The sequence below is a fragment of the Pseudomonas sp. E45-MNA-CIBAN-0222 genome, assembly GCF_040310405.1.
Classification (GTDB): Bacteria; Pseudomonadota; Gammaproteobacteria; order Pseudomonadales; family Pseudomonadaceae; genus Stutzerimonas; species Stutzerimonas stutzeri_AC.
The window spans coordinates 1-24,773 of sequence record NZ_JBEOPU010000010.1 but is presented as its reverse complement, the minus strand read 5'-3'; the positions used below and the strand labels follow the sequence as shown (position 1 = coordinate 24,773).

Genomic DNA, 24,773 nt, shown 5'->3' with positions numbered 1-24,773 from the left:
CGCAGCTTACCCGGAGGTTTGGAGGCGCCACCCAGGCCTCCGGGAGCAAATAAGCAGACAACAAAAGCCCGAGTAGCTGCTGAGACCAGAGATGGTTGTATGTTGCAACGAGCGAGGCTTCGGCACTTTCGTAGTCCACACTAGCGACATTCTCTTGCTCAAGTCGGGTCAGCTGCGATCAACGCCAAGTTGTAAGAACGGGTTGTTGAGCGGCACTTCCTCGAACAGATGCCTCGGATCTGCCAGCAGGTAACCATGCAGTCGTCGTGACTTGCGTGGTCCTGTCACCTCGCAGGTCCAGATGTTCAGACCATTGACCTGCTTGCGGTGCAGTTGCAACTTTTCGAAGCGCTTTTGCACCCACTGCCAATCTGCAACCTGATCCTGCTTGGCGAGCGTGGCCGTGTTCGGGTGCTCTTGTGCGTAGCGCTGAAACACACCGGGGCTAACCAGAAATGCCGTGTCGGCCACGGTGTGCACCAGGGCCCTGGCGTCATTGATGATGAGTTTGCGGCTCTGTACACGCTGCCGCAGCCAAGCCAGGAAATGTTCGCCGGAAGGTGACTCCGGTGAGTTTCCACCGTTTTCGATGGGCGGAAGTACAGCGGCAGGGGGCAGCATTGAATCGTTCGCCTGGGAAGGTGCGGCCGGGTCATTGATGCCCGTTGCTGGGGGTGGTTCAACCTCCGGCCTCTGTGGGTGCGGTTCGGTATCTGAGGTGCCGAGCAATGCCAGCAGGGCGTCGACGCTATCGGCAGCGGGTGCAGCACAGGCCGCACGTGCGGCGGTCGCCACGGGTGAGGTTTCACCGCTATCGATGAATGATTCTGTGGTCTGAATGATCGTGCTATCTGGCAGGATTGAGTGCTGCGTCTCGATTGACGGCGATTATGAGGTGCTCACTGGCAGGTGCCGCTCAGGGGAAAAGCGTCCTACAGCCCCTGCAACTGACTGGACGGGTAAGCAGGCGAAAGGACTAACTGGAAAGAAAATTGGCGGGGGGCTTGCCTGCCTCTTCGAACGAGTCCATAATTGTGTCCGTTGCCTAGGCAGCAGTAGCGGAAAATCCTTTTAAATCAAAAGGTTGTGGGCTAGGCTCTAGTCTCGTTTCCCGCTCCAAATTCTCTTCGAGTGCTTCTTGGAAGAACTTGAAGATTGAAAAAGCGACCTTAGGGTCGCTTTTTTCGTTTCTGAATCAGGCCTTTTCAGCCGGTGTCTGCAGGCGCGTCCCGCGCTAATCAGTGACCGATGATGTGGCAGCATTGGCCGAGGCCGCCGATTATCCTGGCGACCCCTAGACTCGGTTGGCGCTGAACGACTGCTCAGGGCCAGCGTACCTTCAGGTGTACTTGGTAAAGATGCTGCGTACGCGCGCCAGTGTCTCGCCGGTATCCTGGGTTTGATCGTGCAGTGCCTCTTCGATCAGGCAGGTCAGCATCAACCGATAAGCCTTGTCCAGCGCGCTGCGAGCAGCGGAAAACTGCTGGGCGATGGATTCGCAATCCTCGCCACGTTTGATCATTGCCTGGATTCCCCGCACTTGTCCCTCGACCCTCGCGAGCCGTTTCAGCATGGCCTGCTGTTGCGCCTGCAGGTCTGCGGATTCGGCAAGAGTAGTCTGGTCGTTCATGCCGCTACCTCGAAATCAGTGGAATGGTATGTCTGCCACGTTCCGGGTACCGGAGCGGGGACTCATATACGGGTAGGGGCATGCTAGCGGCGCAAGCGATCATGGCCAACTTCTTTCGCTCAGGGCTTGCATAATAATATATAAAAAAATATATTGTTTTCATCTTAAGCGTTTTGGTTTTCGTCATGGGCCCCGATTTGGATATAGAGCAACTGCGAGCCAACGCGGCTTCCGCCGGTGCCTTGCTAAAGGCTCTGGCCAACCCTGATCGCCTGTTGCTGCTCTGTCAGCTCTCGCAGGGTGAGCGCAATGTCTCCGAGCTCGAACAACTTTTGGGTATCCAGCAGCCGACATTGTCGCAGCAGCTGGCTGTGCTCAGGCGAGAAGGCCTAGTGGCTACGCGCCGCGAGGGCAAACAGATCCACTATCGAATAAGCAGCCCGGAAGCTTTGGCCGTGATCACCACGCTTTATCAGTTGTTCTGCGAGGGAGATCGGCAATGACCATCGACTGGATCAGCTTCACGCCGTGGTCTGCACTCGCTGGTGGCGTATTGATTGGTGCGGCAGCGAGCCTGTTTGTTCTGCTCAACGGGCGTATCGCAGGTATCAGTGGGCTGCTAGCCAGCGCGCTGCAGCGCGGCGCGGAGGGCAGAGGTGAAAAGCTGTTGTTTCTGCTGGGTGTGCTGGTCGCGCCGCTGTTGTGGATGCTGTTCGGTACGTTGCCGGCCTTGGAGTTTCAGTCCGGCTGGCTCGGGTTGGTGGTGGCTGGTCTGCTGGTCGGCCTGGGCACCCGCTATGGCGCCGGATGTACCAGTGGCCATGGGGTGTGCGGCATTTCGCGACTGTCTGTGCGCTCCATCGTCGCCACATTGGCTTTCATGGCCGCTGGCTTTGCCACCGTCTTTGTTCTGCGTCATCAGCTTGGAGGATGAGCATGCGCAAGCTGGCTTCGTTTGCTGCCGGGCTGTTGTTCGGGGTGGGGTTGTTACTTTCGGGAATGGCCAATCCGGCGAAGGTTATCGGCTTTCTAGATATCACTGGCGCCTGGGACCCATCGCTTGCGCTGGTTATGGCCGGCGCTATCGGTACGGCACTCCTGCCGTTTACGTGGGCCAAGGCGCGTAAGTGCTCGCTGCTTGGTGCTCCCATGCAGTTACCCAACAAGCGCGAACTCGATGGACAGCTGATCGGCGGCAGTCTGCTGTTTGGAGTGGGCTGGGGTATCGCTGGCATCTGCCCGGGGCCAGCTATTGCCGTACTGCTGAGCGGGCATTGGCAGGTCGTGCTTTTCGTTCTCGCCATGCTAGGCGGGATGCTGTTGTTCTCTGCGCTGGAACGCCGGCGCACTTGCTGACCGGGAGGTCATTATGAAAGCCAACGTTGGAACCATCGATCGGACACTACGTATCGTAATCGGCATTGCGCTGATCGGCCTGAGCCTGGCCGGAGTAATCGGCGTGTGGGGCTGGATCGGCCTATTACCGCTGGCCACCGGTATCTTTCGCTTCTGCCCGGCCTATACGCTGCTTGGCATCAAGACCTGCAAAGCCTGCAACACCAAGGCATAACGGCTGCTGTGCTGCAGACCACGAAAGGCCGACGGTGATGTCGGCCTTTTCGCTGGTGCAGATTTACCTTTGTGTCGTTATTCGAAGCTCGGCAGGCTCGGCTTGACCGCCGCTTTTCCGGCTGCGGTCCATGCGTCGAAACCGCCGGCGATAGATTTCACGTTCAAATAGCCCATTTGCTGCAGCGAAGCGGCTGCCAGCGCCGCACGGCCGCTGGTTTTGCAGTAGAGCACGATGTTCAGATCGCGTGCGCCCAGCTCAGGCGTTCCGCTGAGCTTGAATTCCAGCAAGCCGCGCGGAATGTTCAGCGCACCGCTGACATGGCCCTCCCGGAATTCGTCTGCTTCACGTACATCGATTACCACATCGGCCGCCTGGATCGCTGCCTCGGCCTCAGCCAGCGGTATCTCCTGGATGCCGGCCCGAGCCTGCTCGACGAGATCATGTGCGGTTTTCATTCTGCGTTCTCCTTGATGCTGGAAAAGTGGTCGCGCTGTCGTTCCACTGCGTGACGGGTGGTATGAGGGTCCAGGTTGAGCAGGGCTTCGTACTGGCTGATGAACACCTGGCCGCCGAAATGTTCGAGAAAATCAGTGCGCCGTAGCCGATCCATCACCGGGCCTTTCACTTCGGAGAAATGCAGCTGAATGCCGGCGGTACGAAGGCGTGCTGCTATGGCTTCGAGGCTTTCCAGGGCGCTGGCGTCGATCAGGTTTACGCCGGGACACATGAGTACCAGATGCTCGGCCTGTGGATGGCGGCCAATGAGCTCGGCGATGCGGTCTTCCAGAAAGCGCGCATTGGGGAAGTACAGGCTCTCGTCGACGCGCACCGACAAGACCTTGTCGCTCTGCACTACGGCGAAGCGTTCGATATTTCGGAAATGCTCACTGCCAGGCAGTTGCCCGACCACGGCGATATGCGGTTGGCTGGTGCGCCAGAGGAAGAGCAACAATGACAGACCGACCCCGAGGATGATGCCGCTCTCCACGCCAATCAGCAGCACGCCGAGCATTGTCGCGGCCATCGCTGAGGCGTCCTGGGGAGAGTATCGCCAGGTACGCTGAAGCGCGGCGAGGTCCACCAGGCTGAGCACCGCAACAATGATCGTCGCGGCCAGCACGGCATGTGGCAGGTTGTGAAATAGCGGCGTGAAAAACGCGACAGTCAGAGCGATGCCCGCTGCGGTCAGGGCGCCGGCCAACGGTGTTTGAGCGCCTGCGTCGAAGTTGACCACCGAGCGGGCAAAGCCACCAGTAACTGGAAAGCCGCCGCTTAGGGCAGCGGCAACATTGGCGCCGCCGAGGGCCACCAGTTCCTGGTTGGGCTCGATGCGTTCTCGTCTTTTGGCTGCAAGGGTCTGCGCCACGGAGACTGATTCGACGAAGCCGACCAGGCTGATCAGCACTGCAGCCGGCAGCAGCTGCATGGCCAGGGCAAGGTTCGGCGACGGCAGGTTCATCGAAGGCAGTCCGCTGGGCACCTCGCCGACCACCCGCACTCCAGCGTCGGCGAGCTGAAAGGTACTGACGGCCGCTATCGCAAGGAGCAGGGCTGCGACTGGCCCAATTTTCGACAGCGTTCCGGCAGTCCGAGGATTCATGCCGAGCCGTTGCAGCCGGTCGCCGAGCTGGCTGCGTATCAGATAAAGAAATATCAGGCTGGTGACGCCGACGCCTAGCGTCGGCAGGTGCGTTTGCGGCAAGCCAGCGACCAAGCCTTGGGCCAGCTCTAACGCGTTTTCACCGACGATCGAGATGCCGAGGATGTGCTTGAGCTGGCCAAGGGCAATGAGAATGCCTGAGGCGCTGATGAATCCGGAAATCACCGGATGGCTGAGAAAATTTGCAATGAAGCCCAGCCGCAACGCGGCCATGACCAGCATGATCGCACCAGAGAGCAACGCCAGCAGCATTGCCGCGCCTGCGTACTCCGCGCTTCCAGCAGCGAACAGCGGCCCTAGGGCTGCGGCGGTCATCAGCGATACCACTGCAACCGGGCCAACCGCCAGGGTGCGGCTGGTGCCAAAGAGGGTATAGGCAATCAGCGGCAAGATGCTGGCGTAAAGGCCGGTTACCGGCGGCAAACCTGCGAGCATTGCGTAAGCCAAGCTCTGCGGTATCAGCATCAGGGTCACGATCAGCGCCGCGAGGCTGTCCTTGGCTGCCGCTGCCCGGTTGTAGTCTTTCGCCCAGCCCAGGCATGGCAGGTAACGGGCCAGCCGCTGCTGCATCACTTTTTCTCCTGGGTGAAGTCGCAGGCGCTGGACGCCTCAGCCGGACGTGGCTCGAAATCCAGGTGTTTCGGCTCGGCCAGCCACTCATGCCCTTTGAGCATCATGTCGTAGTAGATCGACGGCATCCATTGGGTCTTCAGCCGCCAGGCCAGGCGTCTTGGCACACGTGGATCGAGCGGGAAGGTCGGCAGCAGTTTGCCTCCGTAGCCGAACTCGGCAAGGATCACCTTGCCACGCTCGACCGTCAGCGGGCAGGAGCCGTAGCCGTCATAGATCGCTCGAGGCCCCTTGCCGTCGAGCACGCTCAGGATGTTTTCCGCTACCACTGGTGCCTGCTTGCGCACAGCTGCGGCGGTCTTGGCGTTGGGGGCGGAGCAGACGTCGCCAAGACTGAATATGTTGCCGAAGCGCGGGTGACGCATGGTTTCGTGCTCTGCTTCGAACCAGCCGTCGGCGTTAGCCAGAGCGCTCTGGCGGATGAAGTCCGGCGCATGCTGCGGCGGCACCAGATGCAGCAGATCGAAGTCACGCTCCACCGTAGTGCTCTGTCCGGTGCCGTCGGTGGCTTTAAACCGGGCCTTTTGTGCCGGCCCGTCGATTGCCACCAGGTTGTGGTTGAAGTTCAGCCGGGCACCGTAGCGTTCGACGTACTGCATTAGCGCGGGCACGAAGTCGGCGACGCCGAACAGCACCGCGCCGGCCGAACAGAAGTCGACCTCGATGTCCTGCAGCACGCCTTGCTGGCGCCAGTGATCGCAGGACAGATACATGGCCTTCTGCGGTGCGCCGGCACACTTGATCGGCATCGGCGGCTGAGTGAACAGCGCCTTGCCACCGCGCAGGCTCTGCACCAATTGCCAGGTATAGGGCGCCAGCTCGAAGGCGTAGTTAGAGGTCACGCCAAACTTGCCAAGGCTGTCGCGGGCGCCTTCGATAGCATCCCAATCGAGGCTCAATCCAGGGCATACCACCAGCGCTCGATAGCCTATGCGGCTGCCGTCTTCGAGCACCACTTGCTGATGCTCCGGCTCGAATGCTTCGGCGGCGGCGCGTATCCACTGGGCCTTGGGCGGGATACAGCGGCTCATCGCTCGCTCGGTGTCGGCGCGGTCGAATACGCCGGCGCCTACCAGCGTCCAGCCGGGCTGATAGTAGTGCTGGTCCCGCGGCTCGATTATGGCGACGCGCAAATCAGGGTTGCGTTTGAGCAGGCTGGCAGTCACGGCGCAGCCGGCCGCACCGCCGCCAACCACCAGCACGTCGTAGCGCGGTGTAGCGGCGAATCGTGTCGCAGAGAGGAGCAGCTGATTGCCCTCGGACTGCCAGTGCTGCTGCAGCCGCGGCAAAAGGGCGCTCAGATCGTAGTCCGCCTGCTGCGCTGTTTTCAGCAGTACCTGCGGATCCAGATGGTGTGCCTCGGCCAGCGCCCAGAGCGAGGCCGATCGGGTGCCGGTCCTGCAGAACGCCAGTGCCGGCCCCTTGATCCGCTCCAGCAGCGCGCGAAAGCCCGCGATATCGGCGTCACTGATCTGGCCGGATACCACCGGCAGGAAGTGGTATTCGAGCCCCGAAGCCTCGGCGGCGATGCGCATCGCCTCGCTCGAAGGCTGAGCTTCACCCTCGTTGTCCGGACGATTGTTGATGACACAGCGAAAGCCGCTGCTGGCCAGCAGTGCCATGTCCGACGGTTGCAGTTGGGCGGCGACGGAGATGAAGGGTGTCAGGCGTTTTAGAGTTTGCATGTGACGGCCTCCACGCTCGGCTTACAGCACGTCCAGAGGGATCTTCAGATAGCGCGTGCCGTTGCTTTCGGGGCTGGGCAGCTCGCCGCCGCGCATGTTGATCTGCACCGAAGGCAGGATCAGCGTAGGCATGCCCAAGGTTGCGTCCCGCTCGGTGCGCATGGCGACGAACTGGTCCTCAGTGATGCCACTGTGTACGTGCACGTTGCTTTCGCGTTCGGCGGCGATAGTCGTCTCATAGAGGAACTCTTCTCGGCCCGGCGCCTTGTAGTCGTGGCACATGAATACCCGCGTATCGCCCGGCAGGGCGAACAGTTTCTGGATCGACTGATACAGCATGCGCGCGTCTCCGCCGGGGAAATCGCAGCGGGCAGTGCCGTAATCGGGCATGAACAGCGTATCGCCTACGAACGCCGCGTCGCCGATGACGTATGTCATGCAGGCGGGCGTGTGGCCGGGCGTGTGGATTGCGCGCGCCTGGACGTCGCCCACCTGGAAGGTGTCGCCGTCGTGAAACAGATGGTCGAACTGGCGGCCATCGGTAGCAAAATCGGTACCGGCATTGAACAACTTGCCGAATGTGTCCTGCACAACGGTGATCCGATCACCGATTGCCAGCTGACCGCCAAGTTGTTGCTTCAGATAAGGCGCGGCGCTCAGGTGGTCAGCATGCACATGGGTCTCAAGCAACCATTGCACCTTCAGCTCATGCTCACGTACGTAAGCGATCAAACGCTCCGCGCTGGCATGGGAGGTGCGGCCCGACGCCGCGTCGTAGTCCAGCACCGAATCGATCAGCGCGCATTGACGCGTAACGGGGTCGCTGACCACGTAGCTGTAAGTGAAGGTAGCGGGATCGAAGAAAGCTTCAATGTGGGCATTCATGGGGTGCGCCTCTTCTATATTCATATACCGGCGGGGGTATTCGTGTGATGCTTGATCTTAGCTCTGAAGTTGGTTATATGCTTAGAATTAATAGTTATTAATGGTCGAGGTCGTTTCGCGTGTGGGCATGACGCACGGTGGCCGCAGGCTGAGCGCTAGGCCAGCCAAAGAGTGACTGCTCAGAGGGTGCTGGTTCGGGCTTCGTCACTGACGATATGTCCGTCGACCAGCTGGATGGTCCGCTCACAATCCGCAGCGAGTCGCGGATCATGGGTTACCACCAGCACCGCGCAGCCAAATTGAGCATTGATGCGATGGAACAGTTCGAACACGCTTTGCGCGGTGCGACTGTCCAGATTGCCGGTCGGCTCGTCGGCCAGCAGCAGAGGAGGGCGCGTGACCAGCGCTCGGGCGATGGCCACCCGTTGCTGCTGACCACCGGAGATCTGCGTTGGCTTCTTGTCGGCGAACTGGCTCAGCCCGACTTCGTCGAGCAGGCCGCGCGCCAGTTCGATATCCGCGCTCGATGGCTTGCCGTGGCGGATCATCAACGGCATCAGCACATTTTCCAGCACGCTGAAGGCCGAGATCAGGTGGTGAAACTGGAACACGAAGCCAATCGCCTGGTTGCGCAGGTGGGTGCGGGTTTCGTCGTCGCTGTCGCGTGTCGCTTGTCCCAGCAGGTACAGCTCGCCGGAACTGGGCGCATCGAGCAGGCCGATCAAGTTCAACAGCGTGCTTTTGCCTGAGCCGGACGGCCCGATCAGTGCTGTGAGCTCGCCGCGGCACAGGCGGAGGTCGATACCGTGCAGTACTTGCGTTTCCAGTGGCGTGCCAGGATTGAAAGCCTTGCGCACCTGGTCCAGGCGCAGGACCTCGTCTGCATTGGTGGCCAGATCAGACATAACGAATTGCCACCGCAGGGTCGTAACGTGCCGCGCGGCGCGCCGGCATGGCAGCCGCCAACACGCCGGTGATCGTGGCGATCAGCATGGCCAGCGGTACCAGTGTCGGGTCGACGGGGATATCGAACAGGCGCGGGCCGGCTATATTGAACACCTGCACCAGCCCCCATCCGACGCCGCCGCCGCAGGCCGAGCCGAGCAGTCCGAGTAGCCCACCCTGCAGCAGGAACACGCGCAGGATCTGCCCACGTGGACTACCCATGGCGCGCAGGATGCCGATCTCTCGGGTACGCTGAACCACACTAACGGCCAGCACGCTGGCGATGCCGAACGCCACGGAGATACCGACGAATACGCGGATCATTTCGGTGGTCATGCTTTGCGAACTGAGGGCATTGAGCAGTTGCCCGTTGGTTTCCATCCAGCTCTCGGCGCGCAGCCCGGTGAGGCGAGCCAGGCGCGTGGCGACCTGGTCGGCCTCGAAGATTTCCGCGACTGTGGTATCGATTACTGTGACTCCACCCGGCAGGTCGAGCAGCGTCTGCGCCTGCTTCAAATCCAGGTAAACGTAACGTGCGTCCAGTTCGCGCACGCCCAACTCGAAGATGCCTGCGATATCGACTACGGTTTCCCGGCCTTCGCCCGCATCCAGTCGCAGCTTGTCACCGATGCCCAGGCCCAGGTCACGGGCGAGTTCCTTGCCGATCACCGCGTTGCCGGCGCCGACCACCAGCTGGCCTGCGATGAGGTCGCGGCTGAGGGGGATGATGCGCTGGTAACGCTGCGGATCGATGCCGAGCAAGGCCACCGAAGCACGGGCCACGCCGCGTCGAGCGATGGCCGGGCCGCTGATTACCGGTGACACCGCGAGGATCTGCGAGTCCTGATCAAGCACATCGCGAACATCCTGCCAATTGATGATCGAGCGCAGCCGTTGTGCCCTTGGGCTCTCCAGCACCAGTGACCAGCTACCGTCATCTACAGGCAAGGTGCGGTTGACTTCATCCGGCGGCAGGATGCGGATATGTGCCTGTGTGCCGAGCGTGCGTTCGACCACGTTGGCCTGCAGGCCGGTGATCAATGCGGTAATGAAAACGATCACCGCCGAGCCGACGGCGATGCCGAAGATGATCAGCAGCGATTGCATACGGTTGTCCAGCAGGAAGCGCAGGGCGATCGTCCATTCGGTCCACAACGAGTCGGCCAGGCGCATGCCAATCAGTCCTGAATGCCGCTGGGGATCTGTTGCTCGACTACCCGCACGCGCTGGCCCTCTTCGGCGTCAGCGATCAGCACCAGGTCACCGGCTTCCAGACCATCGATGACCTCGCTCAATGCGGTGCCCAGCAGGCCCAGACGTACGTTGACCCGTTCGACCCGTCCAGCGTTGACCCGCAGTACCTGAGCACGCGCGCCGTCGCGCGCGCGCAGTGCATCGTTGGGCAGCACCAGTGCTTGTTCGCGACGGCCAGTCTCGATGTTCACCGAAACCGTCATGCCCTGGCGGAGAAGGTCGGTCGGCTCTTGCAGGTCCAGATGAACATCGATGGTCCCGCGGGCTGTGTCGACGCTGGGTGCGATAAAGCTGACTCGCGCCGTCAGCACGCGGTCGGGGTAGGCATCGGCGATGATCTTCGCGGCTTGGCCCAGTTCGATTGGGGCCAGATTCTTCTCGTCCAGCGGCAACAGAATTTCGCTGCTGCCTGAGCGGGCGATGGCCAACAACGTGCGGCCCGGTTGGACCAGGTCGCCGGGCTCGACATCGCGCGTCTGCACGATGCCGTCGACCTGCGCGTGGATACGGGTTTTTGCGAGCGCTGCGCGAGCCGCTTCCAGGCGCTGGCGCAATACCTGCTCCTCGCTGCCCCCTGCGGCCACGGCGGCAGCGGCGAAACGGGCGCGATCACGTATGACTCGTGCGGTCAGCTCCGCACGGCGGGCCTGCTCCAGCGGTTCGGAGGCTAGGATTTTGCGTTCGAAGAGCGTTTCACGGCGCTGCAGCTCTCGGCTCGCCTGCTCCAGATTGTGCTGTGCCTCGCGCAATGTGGCTTGCGCCTGTGGGCGGGTGGAATCGATCAGTTGCTGCAGGCTGGCCTCCGCTTCAAGCAGGCGGGCGCGCTGCTCGTCGTCGCGTAGCTCGAGCAACAGATCGCCGGCCTTCACCGCGTCACCCTCACGCACATGGCGCGCAGCAATGACACCGGTTATCTCGCTGCCTACCTGTGCCAGCGATTGGCTATCCACCTCGCCACTGGCGACTACACGTTGCACCAGCGGTCGTGCTTCAACGCGATAGGCTGGCAATTGCGGGCCTTGCAGTTGGCGCCAGAACAGCCAGGCGCCAAGCAGCACGAGTGCAACGAGCAGCGGAAATGCGCGGCGGGTGGATTTTGCGGCTGGCACGACGGACCACTCCCTGATGCGGCCCGTGACGGCGATCAAATCGTTTCAAGCTTACGGACAACTTCGGGCAATTGGTACAAGGCCAATGGCTACGAGGCATAGCGTCGCATTGCTGATCAAGGGCAGATGGCTTTCGCGCTGCGATGGCGGTCCATGGGGATGTCCTATCGCGGCGATAGGCTCAGGTTCCGAGAGGGGCGGAGTACACTGGCGGTCCGCCCCCAGGATTTCGTGATCATGGCCTCGACCATTCAAAGCCCTGCTGCCACTTTACGCGCCGCCTGGATCGCCCAAGCGCAGGCCAGCCCCTGGATCACCTTCAGCCTCGCCGCTGCTGCAGCCGCGGTGCTGCTTCTGCTGGTGGCGGGCGGCGTTAGTGCATTTCAGAGCGATGACACGGACAACGTTCGCTACGCGCTGCTCGGCGGCACTGCCGGTTTTGTCGCGACGGCTTTTGGCGCGTTCCTGGCGATCGGTCTGCGCGACATCTCTACCCGTACACAGGACAGCATGCTTGGTTTCGCAGCTGGAATGATGCTGGCGGCGAGCGCGTTCTCGTTGATCCTGCCGGGCTTGGCAGCCGGCCGTGAATTGTTCGGCAGTGGTCCGGCGGCGGCTCTGACTGTTGTCGTCGGCCTGGGTCTCGGCGTGCTGTTGATGCTTGGGCTGGATTACTTCACACCCCATGAGCACGAGAGCACTGGCCCTTGCGGGCCGGAGTGCGAGCGTTTTAATCGAGTATGGCTGTTCGTCCTTGCCATCGCGCTGCACAACATTCCCGAAGGCATGGCCATTGGTGTCAGCTTCGCCAATGGCGACCTTAGTGTTGGCCTGCCGCTGACCACTGCCATCTCCATCCAGGACATTCCGGAGGGGCTGGCTGTCGCGCTGGCATTGCGCACGACGGGGCTGTCTGCAATGCGGTCGGTACTGGTCGCTGCGGCTTCCGGGCTGATGGAGCCAATTGGCGCGTTGGTGGGTATCGGCATGTCGAGCGGGTTCGCCATTGCCTATCCCATCAGCCTCGGCCTGGCTGCGGGCGCGATGATCTTCGTGGTTTCCCATGAAGTCATTCCGGAAACCCATCGCAACGGGCATCAGACGCCCGCCACCTTGGGATTGATGGTGGGCTTCGCGGTGATGATGTTTCTGGATACCGCGCTGGGGTGATGCAGGCGGTGTCGTCGGCCTTGGAGATCGATGGTCGTCAGGGTTTATCCGGCTCGGTGCGCATGACCAGCTCGACGCGCCGGTTACTGGCCCGGCCGCGCTCATCGGCGTTGTCGGCAATCGGGCGAGTGTCGGCATAGCCGGTCGCGCTCAAGCGCGTCGCTTCGATATCGGCCAACTGCAGGTAGCGCACCACGCTGCTGGCGCGGCTGGCGGAGAGTTCCCAGTTGGAAGGGAAGCGTTCGGTCTGGATTGGCAGGTTATCGGTGTGGCCTTCGACGATGATTCGATAGCGGCCTGCGGCGAGGGTTGGCACCAGGCGATCGATTACGTCCAGGCCCGCATCTTCCAGCTCTGCCCGACCGGAGCCAAACAGTATCTCGCTGCTGATGCGAAAGCTGATGCTGCCATCGTTGACGATTACCTCGATATCTTCGCCTAGCGCTAGATCCGCCACCGAGCGGACCGCCTCATCGGCTTCGGTTTCCACATCGGTCGCTGGCGTCGGTACCGGGACAATGGATGGGATGGGTGAGGCTGAAGACTGCAGTGCCACGACCTGTTCGCCAGCAGTCAGCGGCGCAGCCTCGAGCGCTGTCTGTTCGTTCTGCTTGGCATCCCCTTTACCCGCCATGGCCAGCATGATGACCAGCATGACCAGCAGCAGCGTGAGCATGTCCAGGTAGGTCACCAGCCAGGCTTCCTGCTCCTCCTCCCGTTGCGGCTCGATATGCCATCTGGCAAACCGGCTGCCCTGTGGCCCGCTCACCCTCAATCACCCTGCGGTTTGACGCGCGGCGCGACGGGGGTGCCGTCGCGGATCTCGTCGTCATGGTGGGCAATGAATGACTTCAGCGTTTCTCGCATGTAAGCGGGGCTGCGGCGGTTGCACATCATCGAAATGCCCTGCATCACCAGGTTCATAAGTGCCACGCGCTGCTCGGTGCGCCGTTCCAGCTTCACGGCGACCGGCTTGAGAATCAGGTTGGCCAGCAACACACCATAGAAGGTGGTCATCAATGCGACCGCGAGGCTGCGGCCGATCAGATCCATGTCGCCACTGCCGAGCATGAACATCAGGTTGATCAGTCCCACCAAAGTGCCGATCATGCCGAATGCCGGCGCATAGCTGGCCATGGCGCGAAACAGCTGCGCCTCGGCGTTTTCACGGGCACGCAAACGAGCGATCCGCCATTGCAGCACGTCCAGGATGTCCTCTTCCGGTGTATTGTCGATCACCAGCTGGACGCCCGTGCGTAGAAACGGATTACTGACCTGCTCGACTGCCTTTTCCACGGCGACGAGATCTCCGCTGATCCACAGTCGGGATATCTGAACCAGCTCATCCAGATCCTGACGGGTATACAGCCGCTCGTTACGCATTACGGTCCATATCAGCCCGAATACCCGCGTGACCTCGCGTAATGGGTAGCTGATAAAGGTGGCCGCCAATGTGCCGACCAGAACGATGCCAAGGCTGGGCAGGTCGATGAACATTGCAGGTTCTTTGGCTGCAAAGAGCATGACGACAGCGAGCAGGCCGATGCTCGCGAGGATGCCGATCAGGGTGGAGGGATTCATCGAGACTCCGCTGAAGGGGGCAATGCACAAAGCGCGCGATGATAGCAGCCGGTCTGGATGCGCGGCTGACCTGGGTCAGGCCCGGATCAGCCGCGGTGCTTGCGCTTAGAGATTTTCCAGCAGCCGCCGCGCGGCTTCCTGCCCACTGAGCCAGGCACCTTCCATCCGACCGGACAGGCACCAGTCGCCGCAGGCGTACAGGCCTAAACCAGCGTCGGCCAGCGCGTTCCACTCATGGGCCTGCGCGGGCCGGGCATACAACCAGCGGTGAGCCAGCGTAAATTCCGGGGCCGGCACCACGCAGTCGATCAGCTCCGCGAAAGCGCCATGCAAACGCTCGATGACTTGCTCTTTGGGCAGATCCAGATGCTGGCGGCTCCAGCTGCTGGTGCCATGCAGTACCCAGGTGTCGAGGTCGCCGTTGCGTCCTGGCTTGCTGCGGTTGCGCGCGATCCAGTCCAGTGCATCGTCCTGCACGAAGCAGCCTTCCAGGGTCGTACTCAACGGTGTGGCAAAGCCCAGCGCGACCGCCCATGTCGGCTCCATCGCCACGCTGGCTGCGACCGCGGCTAGCTTGGGCGCGCTCGACAGTAGCGCGGCCGCCTGCGGTGCCGGAACCGCAATTACTACCTGGCTGAACGGTCCGTGACTGGTGCCGGTAGCATCGACCAGGGTCCAGAACTGCTCGCCGCGAAATACCTCGGTGATCCGGCAACTGAACGTGACCGGCATCTCGCCCAGCAGGCCGCGGGTAATTGCGCTCATGGTTGGCGTGCCGACCCAGCGCAGCTGCTCGTCGGCCGAGGGTTTCAGCTGTCCGTCGCGGGACTGGAAGAGGGTGGGTGTCCATTGACCTACCCAGCCTTCGGCCTGCCATTGGTGCACGGTTTCGGTGAAGCGCCGATCGCGCGTGGTGAAGTACTGCGCCCCGAGATCCAGCGAGCCCGCGTCGCTGCGCTTGCTGGCCATGCGGCCGCCGCTACCGCGGCTTTTGTCGAAGAGGTGTACGGCGTGCCCGGCATCGCACAGGGTGCGGGCTGCCGACAGACCTGCGATTCCGGTTCCGATGATGGCGATTGGAGCCTTGCTCATGATTACCTCGTATGCTGGTGCCATCAGCTGTACGGACGAAACGCCGCGCAGCATGATTTCATGACAAGCGTTCGATAGCGCTTGAGCCTGCTCATCCTCGGACAGACGCCGGTGTTTGGCTAGAGGGTTTTGCTGCAATGGGGCAACCATCCGACGGTTTTCAGTGTTGCTGACTGTCGGTGCTCTCCCCAGACGCATGAGGCGATCGGCCTGCCGTGCACCGCGCCTGCAGCCAATGGTTGTAAGTTGCTGATAAGCCGGTACAATGGCGCCGCTCGCCGCCAGGCGAGTTTTGTTATGGTGGGCCCTGCCGGTCCCCTCGCAACGATCAGCCGTGAACCCGGTCAGGCCTGGAAGGGAGCAGCCGCAGCGGTGACATTGTGTGCCGGGGTGTGGCTGGTAGGGTTCACCTCCATAACGACTTCCCGGTTTCTCTCCCTCCTTGTTTAAACACGCTGACGCCTACAAGGGCTCGGGCGCATTCGTACGTCTGCCGTTCTATCCTTGACATGCCGCCTGCTACGAAACCTAGAGCTTTACCTACGCCTCGACGCCCGATGTCTGGCTCAACCTTGTATCCTGCGCAGCATTTTCAAAAGGCGTGAAGTGCCTTTGTCTGGTCGAGGAGCATGGGTTTGTCTGTCAAAGCGAAGTGGGACATCTTTTGCGCTGTCGTGGATAACTTTGGCGACATCGGCGTCACCTGGCGCCTGGCCCGACAGCTGGCGGCAGAGCATGGCCAGGAGGTGCGGCTCTGGGTAGACGATCTGGTCACGTTCGCTCGGCTGTGCCCTGCGGCCAATGCCAACGCCGAGCAGCAAACACATGAGGGCGTTGATGTCAGGCTCTGGGCTAAGACGTGGCCGGGTGCTGATCCCGCCGATGTGGTCATCGAAGCGTTTGCCTGCAGCTTGCCTCAACCGTACATCAATGCGATGGCTGCGAGCGGCCGGCGAATCCTCTGGTTGAATCTGGAGTACCTGAGCGCCGAGGATTGGATCGTCGGCTGCCATGCACTGCCGTCACTCCAGGCGAACGGACTGCAAAAGTACTTTTTCTTCCCCGGCTTTGAAGCGCAGACCGGCGGTCTCATCCGCGAGGCTGATCTGATGCTGCGGCGTGCGGAGTTCCAGGGTGGTGTGGCGCAGCAGGCTGATTTTCTCGCTACGCTGGGGGTGGTGCGACAGCCGGGCTCACGCCTGCTTTCGCTGTTCGCTTATGAGAACCCTGCAGTTGCGGGCTGGTTGGACGCGCTAGCGGCTGATTCGCACGTCAATCAGCTGTTGGTTCCAGAGGGGCGGGTACTTGGTGATGTCGCCGCCTGGCTCGGTTTACCAAAGGTGCAAGTTGGTGAGCACCACCAGCGCGGCAGTCTTCAGCTGAATATCGTGCCGTTCATGACCCAGGACGAGTACGACCTGCTGCTGTGGAGCTGCGACTTCAATGCGGTGCGGGGCGAGGAGTCTTTCATACGCGCCCAGTGGGCCGGCCGACCGCTGGTGTGGCATATCTATCCTCAGGAAGACGATGCCCACTGGGACAAGCTCAATGCCTTCCTCGATCTGTACGCGCATGGGTTGCCGACGGCTGCTGATGTCGCGCTGCGAGGATTCTGGCGAGCTTGGAACATGGGGGAGGGCGCGGGCGAGGCTTGGTACGCCTTGATGCGGGAATATCCGGCGCTGCTCGCGCACTCCCAAGGCTGGACGCACGAACAGGTAGCCAATGGCGACCTGGCCGGAAAGCTGGTGTTTTTTTACACAGATTGGCTATGATACGCGGCCTGTTTTTTTGTCTCTAATTCCCTTCGGATATTTCGTATGAAAACCGCACAAGAGTTCCGTGCCGGCCAGGTGGCCATCATCAACGGCGCACCCTGGGTCATCCAGAAAGCCGAGTTCAACAAGTCCGGTCGTAACAGTGCCGTGGTCAAGATGAAGCTGAAGAACCTGCTCAACGGTTCGGCTACCGAGACCGTTTACAAGGCTGACGACAAGCTGGAGCCGGTCATCCTCGAGCGTAAGGAAGTGACCTATTCCTACTTCGCCGACCCGCTGTATGTGTTCATGGACGACGAGTTCAACCAGTACGAAATCGAAAAAGACGATCTCGAAGGCGTAATGACCTTCATCGAAGACGGCATGACCGACGTCTGCGAAGCCGTTTTCTACAACGACAAGGTGATCTCCGTCGAGCTGCCGACCACCATCGTTCGCGAAATCGTTTACACCGAGCCGTCCGTCCGTGGCGACACCTCCGGCAAGGTTATGAAGACCGCTCGCCTGAAGAACGGTGCCGAGCTGCAGGTTTCCGCTTTCTGCGAAATTGGTGACTCGATCGAAATCGACACCCGTACCGGCGAGTATAAGTCCCGCGTCAAGGCCTGATAGGCCTCGCAGACCGCTCGAAAAAAGCCCGGCCCAGCGCCGGGCTTTTTTGTGCGCACTATCGGGTGGATGGTGAGTGCACGAACTGGTGGGCTGAAGCCCACCCTACAGCGTTATAGCCCGCCCTCTGTGCCGAACCGCTCGTTCCTAGGGTGGACTTCAGTCCACCGAAGATCGCTCGGTGACGGCAGCCGACAGGGCGCACCTTCGCAGCATCCTAGCTGCGATGCTTAAGCTGACACCAAGACGGCTACTACCAGGCCATCAGCTGGGGAGCAGTGTGTAGGGTGGGCTTCAGCCCACCGAGGATCGCTCGGTGACGCCGCTGACAGGGCCTACCTTCACAGCGTCGCAGCTGCGAGGCCTTAGCTGCCGACACCAAGACGGCTGTTGCCAAAACCGTCAGTTGGGGCGCAGCTGCTTCAGTGTCTCGGCGATCATGAAGGCCATTTCCAGCGACTGATCGGCGTTGAGTCGCGGGTCGCAATGGGTGTGGTAGCGATCACTGAGGCCGGCCTCGGTGATCGGCCGCGAACCACCGATGCACTCGGTCACGTTCTGACCGGTCATCTCAATGTGTATGCCGCCGGGATAGCTGCCCTCGGCACGGTGTACATCGAAGAACTGGCGGACTTCGGCAAGCACCTTCTCGAAGTCCCGAGTCTTGTAGCCGCTGGAGGCCTTCATTGTATTGCCGTGCATTGGGTCGGAACTCCACAGCACATGGCGACCTTCGTTCTGCACTGCACGCACCAGTCGCGGCAGGCCAGCTTCGACCTTGTCGGCACCCATGCGTACGATCAGATTCAGGCGGCCCGGATCGTTCTGTGGGTTGAGGATGTCGATCAGGCGGATCAGCTCATCGCTGTCCATGCTCGGCCCGACCTTCACGCCGATGGGGTTGCCCACGCCGCGTAGGAACTCGACATGCGCGCCGTCCAGCTGACGGGTGCGGTCACCGATCCACAGCATGTGTGCGGAGCAGTCGTACCAGCCGCCGCTCAGGCTGTCTTGCCGGACGAAAGCCTGCTCGTAGTTGAGCAGCAGTGCCTCGTGGGCGGTGAAGAAGCTGGTCTCGCGCAGCTGCGGCGCGCCGTCCAGGCCGCATGCGCGCATAAACTTCATCGTTTCGTCGATGCGCGCGCCCAGCTGGTGGTACTTCTCGGCCAATAAGGAATTGGCGATAAAGTCCAGGTTCCACTGATGCACCTGATGCAGGTCTGCAAAACCTCCCTGGGCAAAGGCGCGCAGCAGGTTGAGGCTGGAGGTGGACTGGTGATAGGCCTGCAACAGGCGCTCCGGGTCCGGCACGCGGCTTTTCTCATTGAAGTCGATGCCATTGACGATATCGCCACGATAAGCCGGCAGGGTCACACCCTCGATGGTCTCGTCGCCGGCTGAGCGTGGCTTGGCAAACTGACCGGCCATACGTCCGACCTTTACCACCGGGCAACCGGCGGCAAAGGTCATCACGATGGCCATCTGCAGCAGCACCTTGAAGGTGTCGCGAATCTTAGTGGCGGAGAATTCAGCGAAGCTCTCGGCGCAATCGCCGCCCTGAAGCAGGAATGCACGGCCCTGGGTCACTTCTGCGAATTGCCGCTTCAGTTCGCGTGCTTCACCGGCGAACACCAGGGGCGGCAAGCCAGCCAGGGTCTGTTCAACGCGCTTGAGGTGATCGGCATCCGGGTATTCGGGCTGCTGCTGGATCGGCTTATTTCTCCAGCTTTCGGGGCTCCAGGCGTCGTTCATGATCGTTCCAATTCCTAAAAAGTGCGGCGATTTTACCTGAAGCGCTAGGACCTCGGAGATAGCGATGGCCTATGGGGCTGCGTAAGATGCGCCATCGCCGGCCGGGGCGGCCGGACAGCTGCGGAGCAACATCGATGGACAAAGAGGAACGGTTGCTCGCCGAGGTGCGAGACGCGTTCGGGCTCATTCGCGTGCTCGAAGTGGGCGATTACCGCTTTCTGGAATTTGGTGCGGCGGTCGAGCAGAGTTGCGTCTTCACGGCCGATCCCGCTTGGCTGGAGTACGACTATACCCGCGCCATGCTGTTGGGAGGGCTTTGTCACGCGGAGCCGGAAACTGCGCTGTTTCTCGGGCTGGGTGCCGGGAACCTGACCCAGGCTTGCCTGCAGTTCCTGCCGCTGGAGGATGTCGAAGTTATCGAGCTGCGACCGGCGGTGCCGGAGCTTGCGATGCAGTACCTGGGTCTGCAGAACGATTCGCGGCTATACATCCGCATCGGCGATGCAACCGAGTTGCTGGATACCGCTGAGAGCTCCGATCTGATCTTCGTCGACCTGTACAACGACGCCGGGCCGGATGCCGCACATCTGGCCTGGTCATTCCTCAAGCGTTGCCAGGAAAAGCTCAACCCGGGTGGCTGGTTGATCATCAATCAGTGGGGTACTGACGACGACCGTCCCCTTGGAGCGGCATTGTTGCGCGGGCTTTATCACCGGCATTACTGGGAGTGCCCGGTGAAGGAGGGCAACGTGGTGCTGTTGGTGCCGGCCGATCTTGATCAGCAGCTGGATATGGTCGGGCTGCGTCAACGTGCCGAAGCGCTTGCGCCGCGTCTCGGCTATTCACTCGAATCACTGATTGGGGCGCTACGGCCCGCGAGCTGAAGGCTGCGCAAGGAGGCGCGCCACTGCTAAGACGCAAGCCTCGCCCCGAGGTCGGGCCTCCCGCAGCACGAAAATGCACGGCGCCTCCCGCAGGAGGCGCGCCCTCGCGGCGAATGCAGACCTCAAGCCTGCCAACGCAAAAGCTTTGTCCGAGGTCGGACATCCACAACATCAGAAAATGCACGCTCCACCCGTGGGAGGCGCGCCCCGCGGCGAATGCAGACCGCAAGCCTGCTAGAGGCAACCAGGGCGATCACCAAGCACCGGTGCAAAATACACGCACAGCGTCACGTTAATCCGGTATAGTACGCGCCGGCTGTAAACCAGCCTGCGTTCAGGTACTGCAACACACGAAGCGCTGCTTCGGCTGCTGTCCGCTTCGAGCGGGCTATCCTTGACGATTCATCATTCATTCGTTTTCGCAACCCCGCCGACCAGGCTGCCAGGGTGACCTTCGGGTTTTGCACGGCATGCGCAGCTTCGGAACAATGGGTCTTGCGGAGCATCAGAGACAAGACCCATGACCCAAGAAATCGGCGGCTTTGCCGCACTCGGTATTCACTCCGCTGTTCTGGCTGCCATCAGTGCAGTCGGCTACGAAGAGCCATCCCCCATTCAGTCCCAAGCGATCCCGGTGATCCTTGGCGGCCACGACATGATCGGTCAGGCCCAGACGGGTACCGGCAAGACTGCAGCCTTTGCGCTGCCGATCCTGTCGAAGATCGATCCCGCTCGTAAGGAAGTCCAGGCGCTGATCCTCGCGCCGACTCGCGAACTGGCACTGCAGGTCGCCACGGCATTCGAAACCTATTCCAAGCAGATGCCTGGCCTGACCGTCGTTGCAGTCTACGGTGGTGCCCCGATGGGTCCGCAGCTCAAGGCCATCCGCCAGGGTGCGCAGGTCATCGTTGCGACCCCAGGCCGCCTGGTCGATCACCTGAGCCGCAACAGTGGCCTGCTGTCGACCATTCGCTTCCTGGTACTCGACGAAGCGGACGAGATGCTCAAGCTGGGCTTCATGGACGACCTCGAAGTGATCTTCGAAGCGATGCCAGAGAGCCGTCAGACTGTCCTGTTCTCCGCTACGCTGCCGCACTCCATTCGCGCGATTGCCGAAAAGCACCTGCGTGAGCCGCAGCACATCAAGATCGCTGCCAAGACCCAGACCGTCGCTCGAATCGAACAGGCGCATCTGATGGTCCATGCCGATCAGAAGATTCAGGCCGTACTGCGTCTGCTGGAAGTTGAAGAATTCGACGCACTGATCGCCTTCGTGCGCACCAAGCAAGCCACTCTGGATCTGGCCGCCGCGCTGGAAGCCAAGGGCTACAAGGCCGCTGCGCTGAACGGCGATATCGCCCAGAACCAGCGTGAGCGCGTTATCGAATCGCTCAAGGATGGCCGTCTGGACATCGTCGTCGCCACCGACGTCGCCGCACGTGGTCTCGACGTGGCGCGCATCACCCACGTATTCAACGTGGACATGCCCTACGATCCGGAGTCCTACGTACACCGCATCGGCCGTACCGGCCGTGCCGGTCGTGAAGGCCGTGCGCTGTTGCTGGTCACCCCGCGTGAGCGTCGCATGCTGCAGGTGATCGAGCGCGTGACTAACCAGAAAGTTGCCGAGGCGCGTCTGCCTAACGCCCAGCAAGTACTGGATGCTCGCATCAAGAAGCTCACCAACAGCCTTGCGCCGCTGGTAGCCGATGCCGAAACCACCCATGGCGAGTTGCTCGACAAGCTGGTCGCCGACATCGGTTGCAGCCCACGTGCTCTGGCCGCTGCGCTGCTGCGCAAGGCCACCAATGGTCAGGCGCTGACTCTTGCGGAAGTGGAGAAAGAGCAGCCGCTGGTCCCCACCAGTGGTCCGCGCGAGCGTTCCGATCGTCCGGAGCGCAGTGGCGATCGCGAGCGTCGCGCTCCGGTCCCGCTGGCCGAAGGCCGCGCCCGCTGCCGTACGCCGCTTGGAGCGCGTGACGGCATCGCTGCCCGCAACCTGCTCGGTGCCATCCTCAACGAAGGCGGCCTGGCCCGCGAAGCCATCGGCCGCATCCAGGTACGCGACAGCTTCAGCCTGGTCGAGCTGCCGGAAGAGGGCCTCGAGCGTCTGTTGGGTAAACTCAAGGACACCCGCGTCGGTGGTAAGCAACTGAAGCTGCGCCGCTATCGCGAAGATTGATGCTTTAGACGTAGCGGCACGCGATGAGGCTATGCCTCGTCAGAAAAGAAAGGGTGGACTTCGGTCCACCCTTTCTTGCATCTGCCATTTGCCAGAACGTTAGGGTGGATCGCACTTCACCGATCCGCCAAGAAAATTGACGGAACCACTGGCACTTATGGTGGATGAAGAAAAGCGTCATCCACCCTACGGTAGTTGCCCATTTTTGCTGCTGGTTGGGTTGCGTGAATGGCCCCGAAACGGCGCGTATCGCTGATGGAGCGATAGGGTGGATCGCGCTTCACCGATCCACCAGCCCAAAGCACAACGTCCGGACCTCGCCACCAGAACCAAATATCTGACCCAAACGTCCAGGCTGTTCAAACTCTGAACAACATGCTACAAACGAACGCAACCCAAATGATCTAGCCGCTTGAAAACGAAGGGAAAACCATGACCAAGTCGGAGTTGATCGAGCGTATCGTCACCCAACAAGGGCTGCTTTCGTCCAAGGATGTGGAACTGGCAATCAAAACCATGCTCGAGCAAATGGCTCAAGCATTGGCAACCGGAGACCGTATCGAAATCCGAGGCTTCGGCAGTTTCTCTCTCCACTACCGCGCCCCGCGCGTCGGCCGTAACCCCAAGACCGGCCAATCCGTCCCGCTCGATGGCAAGTTCGTCCCGCATTTCAAGCCGGGGAAAGAACTGCGCGATCGGGTGAACGAAGAAGAATAACGAGCGCAGTCGCACTCATAATCTCTCTCTCAGAAGCGCAAAATTGTCAGCGTGAGCGAACTTTCCCGCTTAACCGTGCACTAAACCCGGTTCGCCTGCTTTGCATTGAAGCGCATTTATAACAAGGAGTTGGGATCACCGTGCAGTACCAAACCTCCACATCCGAAGAGATAGATCTAGTCGAGCTATTCCGGGCACTTTGGCGTCAGAAATTCCTGATTCTCGGAATCACGGCGGTCGTCACGCTTATCGCAGCCGCTTACGCTTTCCTTGCGACTCCTTATTACCAGACCAAAACCTATCTACGACCCGCCCCACAGAGCAGTCTGGATCAACTCAATGAGACCGGCATCTACAAGCTCACCCCGGAAGAGGCCATCAACAGAGTGGCCGGTGCGCTGTCATCCTATGACAACCGACTCGACTTCTTTCTGAACAACCAAGAGCTTTTCCAGCAAATCGAAAAGCGCGGCGACTCGCTTGAGCAGGCCTTTGCTAATTTCAACGAAGACGCCTTCGAAATGCTCTTTCCTGATCCCAAGCGTACGGACAACCGAAGCGCTTTCGTCGGGCTCAGGCTGACCTACCCTGAAGGAATGGACGGTGCTGCGGTGGTCAATGGCTTCGTTGCGCATGTGCTGGAGCTTGAGCGTCGCGAAATCACGGAGGATCTTGAAAGCCTGATCAATAACCGCTTGGCCAGTCTGGATATGAACATGGACGCTCAGCGCGCACATTATTCGGCCACCAAAGAAGCGAAAATCGCAGCGCTGCTAGAGGAAGATACCTTGAAGCGCGCCGAGCTACAGGACGAACTCACTGCGTTGCGTGCAGAACTCAAGACTCGTAGGACAAACCGTATTCAGGAGCTTAACGAGGCAATCTCTATTGCCGAATCACTGGGAATCCGGAATCCAACAAGCCCATCAGCCATGACAGCGTCGCCCCCCAGCGGTACTCAGGTCATTCGCACTGAGGTCACTAATCAGAAAGCACCACTGTACTTCATGGGTACCGAGGCGCTAACCGCCGAACGCGATGCGCTTGTTGCGCGAACTTCAGACGACTTCATAGAGCCCCGTATCGCTGAAATCCAGTCGGAATTGGCAATGCTCGAACACAATCGGGAAGTCGAGATTTTGAAGGAGCGAGAGGGCGAAGACCTTTATTTGACCAACCTCGCCGAGCTACGTGAAGAAGCCGCTCGCCTGAAAGGCATCAAGCTAGACACAGAACGGTTGAGACTGGTGCGATTGGATCAGCTAGCTCTGCAGTCCCTCAACCCCATCAAACCCAAAAAAGCCATGATTTTGGCATTAGGGCTCGTGCTTGGTGGAATGCTGGGGGTGTTTGTCGCGCTGGTACGCAGTCTGGTAGCGCGTAACAACGAACCAGACACCGCTGTTCTCTGATCAATAGGCCGCTGACGCTCCAGTAGCCTATCAATTCTGCATCGCCCGCTACTGCTCCCTGATGCATTCGCCGCGAGGGCGCGCCTCCTACAAATCTTGGCAACACCTCACAGCTTTTGTGGGAGGCCCGCCCTCGGGGCGAATGCTCGTAAGCGAACGGGCATTACACCTTGCCGGCGGATACCCAGTTGTGCGGCAGCAGCTCGACCAGAGCGCTGGCCTTCT

At 60.9% G+C, this 24,773-nt stretch carries 23 protein-coding genes, 1 other RNA gene and 1 pseudogene; 12 read left to right on the top strand and 13 right to left on the bottom strand.

The features are described from left to right. Positions 1-168: 168 nt before the first annotated feature. Positions 169-561 (bottom strand): annotated as a pseudogene (locus AAEZ08_RS15520) (conjugal transfer nickase/helicase domain-containing protein); the annotation flags it as partial. 778 nt (positions 562-1,339) lie between these two features. Beyond that, positions 1,340-1,630, bottom strand: coding sequence for a metal-sensing transcriptional repressor (locus tag AAEZ08_RS15515; protein ID WP_003280478.1), 291 nt, complete (start codon positions 1,628-1,630; stop codon positions 1,340-1,342). 185 nt (positions 1,631-1,815) lie between these two features. Here AAEZ08_RS15515 and AAEZ08_RS15510 point away from each other — a divergent pair, with 185 nt between their 5' ends. The 4 genes from AAEZ08_RS15510 to AAEZ08_RS15495 are packed head-to-tail and all read left to right on the top strand — an operon-like array spanning position 1,816 to position 3,200. Then, positions 1,816-2,133, top strand: coding sequence for an ArsR/SmtB family transcription factor (locus AAEZ08_RS15510; protein WP_003280480.1), 318 nt, complete (start codon positions 1,816-1,818; stop codon positions 2,131-2,133). Continuing rightward, positions 2,130-2,564 carry a YeeE/YedE family protein gene (locus AAEZ08_RS15505; protein WP_058064707.1) on the top strand — a complete coding sequence of 145 codons (435 nt, stop codon included), beginning with the start codon at positions 2,130-2,132 and terminating at the stop codon, positions 2,562-2,564. The genes AAEZ08_RS15510 and AAEZ08_RS15505 overlap by 4 nt, the downstream gene beginning before the upstream one ends. Positions 2,565-2,566: 2 nt before the next feature. Further along, positions 2,567-2,986 (top strand): DUF6691 family protein, encoded by a 420-nt coding sequence (locus AAEZ08_RS15500; protein WP_181067678.1) that lies wholly within the window; start codon positions 2,567-2,569, stop codon positions 2,984-2,986. 13 nt (positions 2,987-2,999) lie between these two features. Further along, the gene (locus AAEZ08_RS15495) at positions 3,000-3,200 is read left to right on the top strand and encodes a YgaP family membrane protein (protein ID WP_003280485.1); all 201 of its coding nucleotides are present in this window, start codon (positions 3,000-3,002) and stop codon (positions 3,198-3,200) included. 77 nt (positions 3,201-3,277) lie between these two features. On the opposite strand, the gene AAEZ08_RS15490 is transcribed toward AAEZ08_RS15495, so the two are convergent. The 7 genes from AAEZ08_RS15490 to AAEZ08_RS15460 form a co-directional block, all read right to left on the bottom strand. Continuing rightward, the gene (locus AAEZ08_RS15490; protein WP_003280486.1) at positions 3,278-3,658 is read right to left on the bottom strand and encodes a rhodanese-like domain-containing protein; all 381 of its coding nucleotides are present in this window, start codon (positions 3,656-3,658) and stop codon (positions 3,278-3,280) included. Continuing rightward, positions 3,655-5,433: a SulP family inorganic anion transporter gene (locus AAEZ08_RS15485; protein ID WP_003280488.1), complete on the bottom strand. Its 1,779-nt coding sequence runs from the start codon at positions 5,431-5,433 to the stop codon at positions 3,655-3,657. The genes AAEZ08_RS15490 and AAEZ08_RS15485 overlap by 4 nt, the downstream gene beginning before the upstream one ends. Next, a complete protein-coding gene (locus AAEZ08_RS15480; RefSeq protein ID WP_500124672.1) occupies positions 5,433-7,178 on the bottom strand; it encodes a bifunctional protein tyrosine phosphatase family protein/NAD(P)/FAD-dependent oxidoreductase in 1,746 nt (581 codons plus the stop codon). Before AAEZ08_RS15480 ends, AAEZ08_RS15485 begins: the two co-directional genes overlap by 1 nt. 21 nt (positions 7,179-7,199) lie before the next feature. After that, positions 7,200-8,063, bottom strand: coding sequence for an MBL fold metallo-hydrolase (locus tag AAEZ08_RS15475; protein WP_003280491.1), 864 nt, complete (start codon positions 8,061-8,063; stop codon positions 7,200-7,202). Positions 8,064-8,242: 179 nt separating this feature from the next. Further along, the gene (locus AAEZ08_RS15470) at positions 8,243-8,968 is read right to left on the bottom strand and encodes an ABC transporter ATP-binding protein (RefSeq protein WP_003280493.1); all 726 of its coding nucleotides are present in this window, start codon (positions 8,966-8,968) and stop codon (positions 8,243-8,245) included. Continuing rightward, positions 8,961-10,181, bottom strand: coding sequence for an ABC transporter permease (locus AAEZ08_RS15465; protein ID WP_003280494.1), 1,221 nt, complete (start codon positions 10,179-10,181; stop codon positions 8,961-8,963). The genes AAEZ08_RS15470 and AAEZ08_RS15465 overlap by 8 nt, the downstream gene beginning before the upstream one ends. Positions 10,182-10,186: 5 nt before the next feature. Continuing rightward, positions 10,187-11,371 (bottom strand): efflux RND transporter periplasmic adaptor subunit, encoded by a 1,185-nt coding sequence (locus tag AAEZ08_RS15460; protein ID WP_427703130.1) that lies wholly within the window; start codon positions 11,369-11,371, stop codon positions 10,187-10,189. Positions 11,372-11,608: 237 nt separating this feature from the next. On the opposite strand from AAEZ08_RS15460, the gene AAEZ08_RS15455 reads away from it, so the two are divergent. Next, complete coding sequence (locus AAEZ08_RS15455; RefSeq protein ID WP_003280498.1) at positions 11,609-12,541, top strand: ZIP family metal transporter; 933 nt, start codon at positions 11,609-11,611, stop codon at positions 12,539-12,541. Positions 12,542-12,578: 37 nt separating this feature from the next. Here the strand turns inward: AAEZ08_RS15455 and AAEZ08_RS15450 are convergent, their stop codons facing one another. The 3 genes from AAEZ08_RS15450 to AAEZ08_RS15440 all read right to left on the bottom strand — a co-directional run bounded on the left by AAEZ08_RS15450 (position 12,579) and on the right by AAEZ08_RS15440 (position 15,214). Next, on the bottom strand, positions 12,579-13,310 hold the full coding sequence (locus tag AAEZ08_RS15450; RefSeq protein ID WP_003280500.1) for an OmpA/MotB family protein: 732 nt from the start codon (positions 13,308-13,310) through the stop codon (positions 12,579-12,581). A gap of 2 nt (positions 13,311-13,312) precedes the next feature. Next, positions 13,313-14,122: a motility protein A gene (locus tag AAEZ08_RS15445; protein WP_058064701.1), complete on the bottom strand. Its 810-nt coding sequence runs from the start codon at positions 14,120-14,122 to the stop codon at positions 13,313-13,315. Between the two features lie 105 nt (positions 14,123-14,227). Continuing rightward, on the bottom strand, positions 14,228-15,214 hold the full coding sequence (locus tag AAEZ08_RS15440) for an NAD(P)/FAD-dependent oxidoreductase (protein ID WP_500124671.1): 987 nt from the start codon (positions 15,212-15,214) through the stop codon (positions 14,228-14,230). Between the two features lie 308 nt (positions 15,215-15,522). Here AAEZ08_RS15440 and ffs point away from each other — a divergent pair. The 3 genes from ffs to efp all read left to right on the top strand — a co-directional run bounded on the left by ffs (position 15,523) and on the right by efp (position 17,601). Beyond that, positions 15,523-15,619, top strand: an RNA gene (gene ffs, locus AAEZ08_RS15435) — signal recognition particle sRNA small type. Positions 15,620-15,849: 230 nt separating this feature from the next. Beyond that, on the top strand, positions 15,850-16,989 hold the full coding sequence (gene earP / locus AAEZ08_RS15430; protein ID WP_500124670.1) for an elongation factor P maturation arginine rhamnosyltransferase EarP: 1,140 nt from the start codon (positions 15,850-15,852) through the stop codon (positions 16,987-16,989). A 45-nt stretch (positions 16,990-17,034) separates the two neighbouring features. Continuing rightward, positions 17,035-17,601, top strand: a complete 567-nt coding sequence (efp, locus tag AAEZ08_RS15425) for an elongation factor P (RefSeq protein WP_003280508.1) — start codon at positions 17,035-17,037, stop codon at positions 17,599-17,601. A 402-nt stretch (positions 17,602-18,003) separates the two neighbouring features. On the opposite strand, the gene AAEZ08_RS15420 is transcribed toward efp, so the two are convergent. Further along, on the bottom strand, positions 18,004-19,353 hold the full coding sequence (locus AAEZ08_RS15420) for a class II 3-deoxy-7-phosphoheptulonate synthase (protein WP_102819559.1): 1,350 nt from the start codon (positions 19,351-19,353) through the stop codon (positions 18,004-18,006). A 134-nt stretch (positions 19,354-19,487) separates the two neighbouring features. Between AAEZ08_RS15420 and AAEZ08_RS15415 the strand changes: the two genes are divergently transcribed. The 4 genes from AAEZ08_RS15415 (at position 19,488) to AAEZ08_RS15400 (ending at position 24,548) form a co-directional block, all read left to right on the top strand. Further along, entirely contained in the window at positions 19,488-20,237 is a 750-nt protein-coding gene (locus AAEZ08_RS15415; protein WP_058064699.1) for a spermidine synthase, read from the top strand. A gap of 520 nt (positions 20,238-20,757) precedes the next feature. Continuing rightward, a complete protein-coding gene (locus AAEZ08_RS15410) occupies positions 20,758-22,419 on the top strand; it encodes a DEAD/DEAH box helicase (RefSeq protein WP_500124669.1) in 1,662 nt (553 codons plus the stop codon). Positions 22,420-22,851: 432 nt separating this feature from the next. After that, positions 22,852-23,136 carry an integration host factor subunit beta gene (gene ihfB, locus AAEZ08_RS15405; protein ID WP_045164450.1) on the top strand — a complete coding sequence of 95 codons (285 nt, stop codon included), beginning with the start codon at positions 22,852-22,854 and terminating at the stop codon, positions 23,134-23,136. 134 nt (positions 23,137-23,270) lie between these two features. Beyond that, complete coding sequence (locus tag AAEZ08_RS15400) at positions 23,271-24,548, top strand: Wzz/FepE/Etk N-terminal domain-containing protein (RefSeq protein ID WP_230697743.1); 1,278 nt, start codon at positions 23,271-23,273, stop codon at positions 24,546-24,548. The last annotated feature ends 225 nt before the right edge of the window (positions 24,549-24,773 follow it).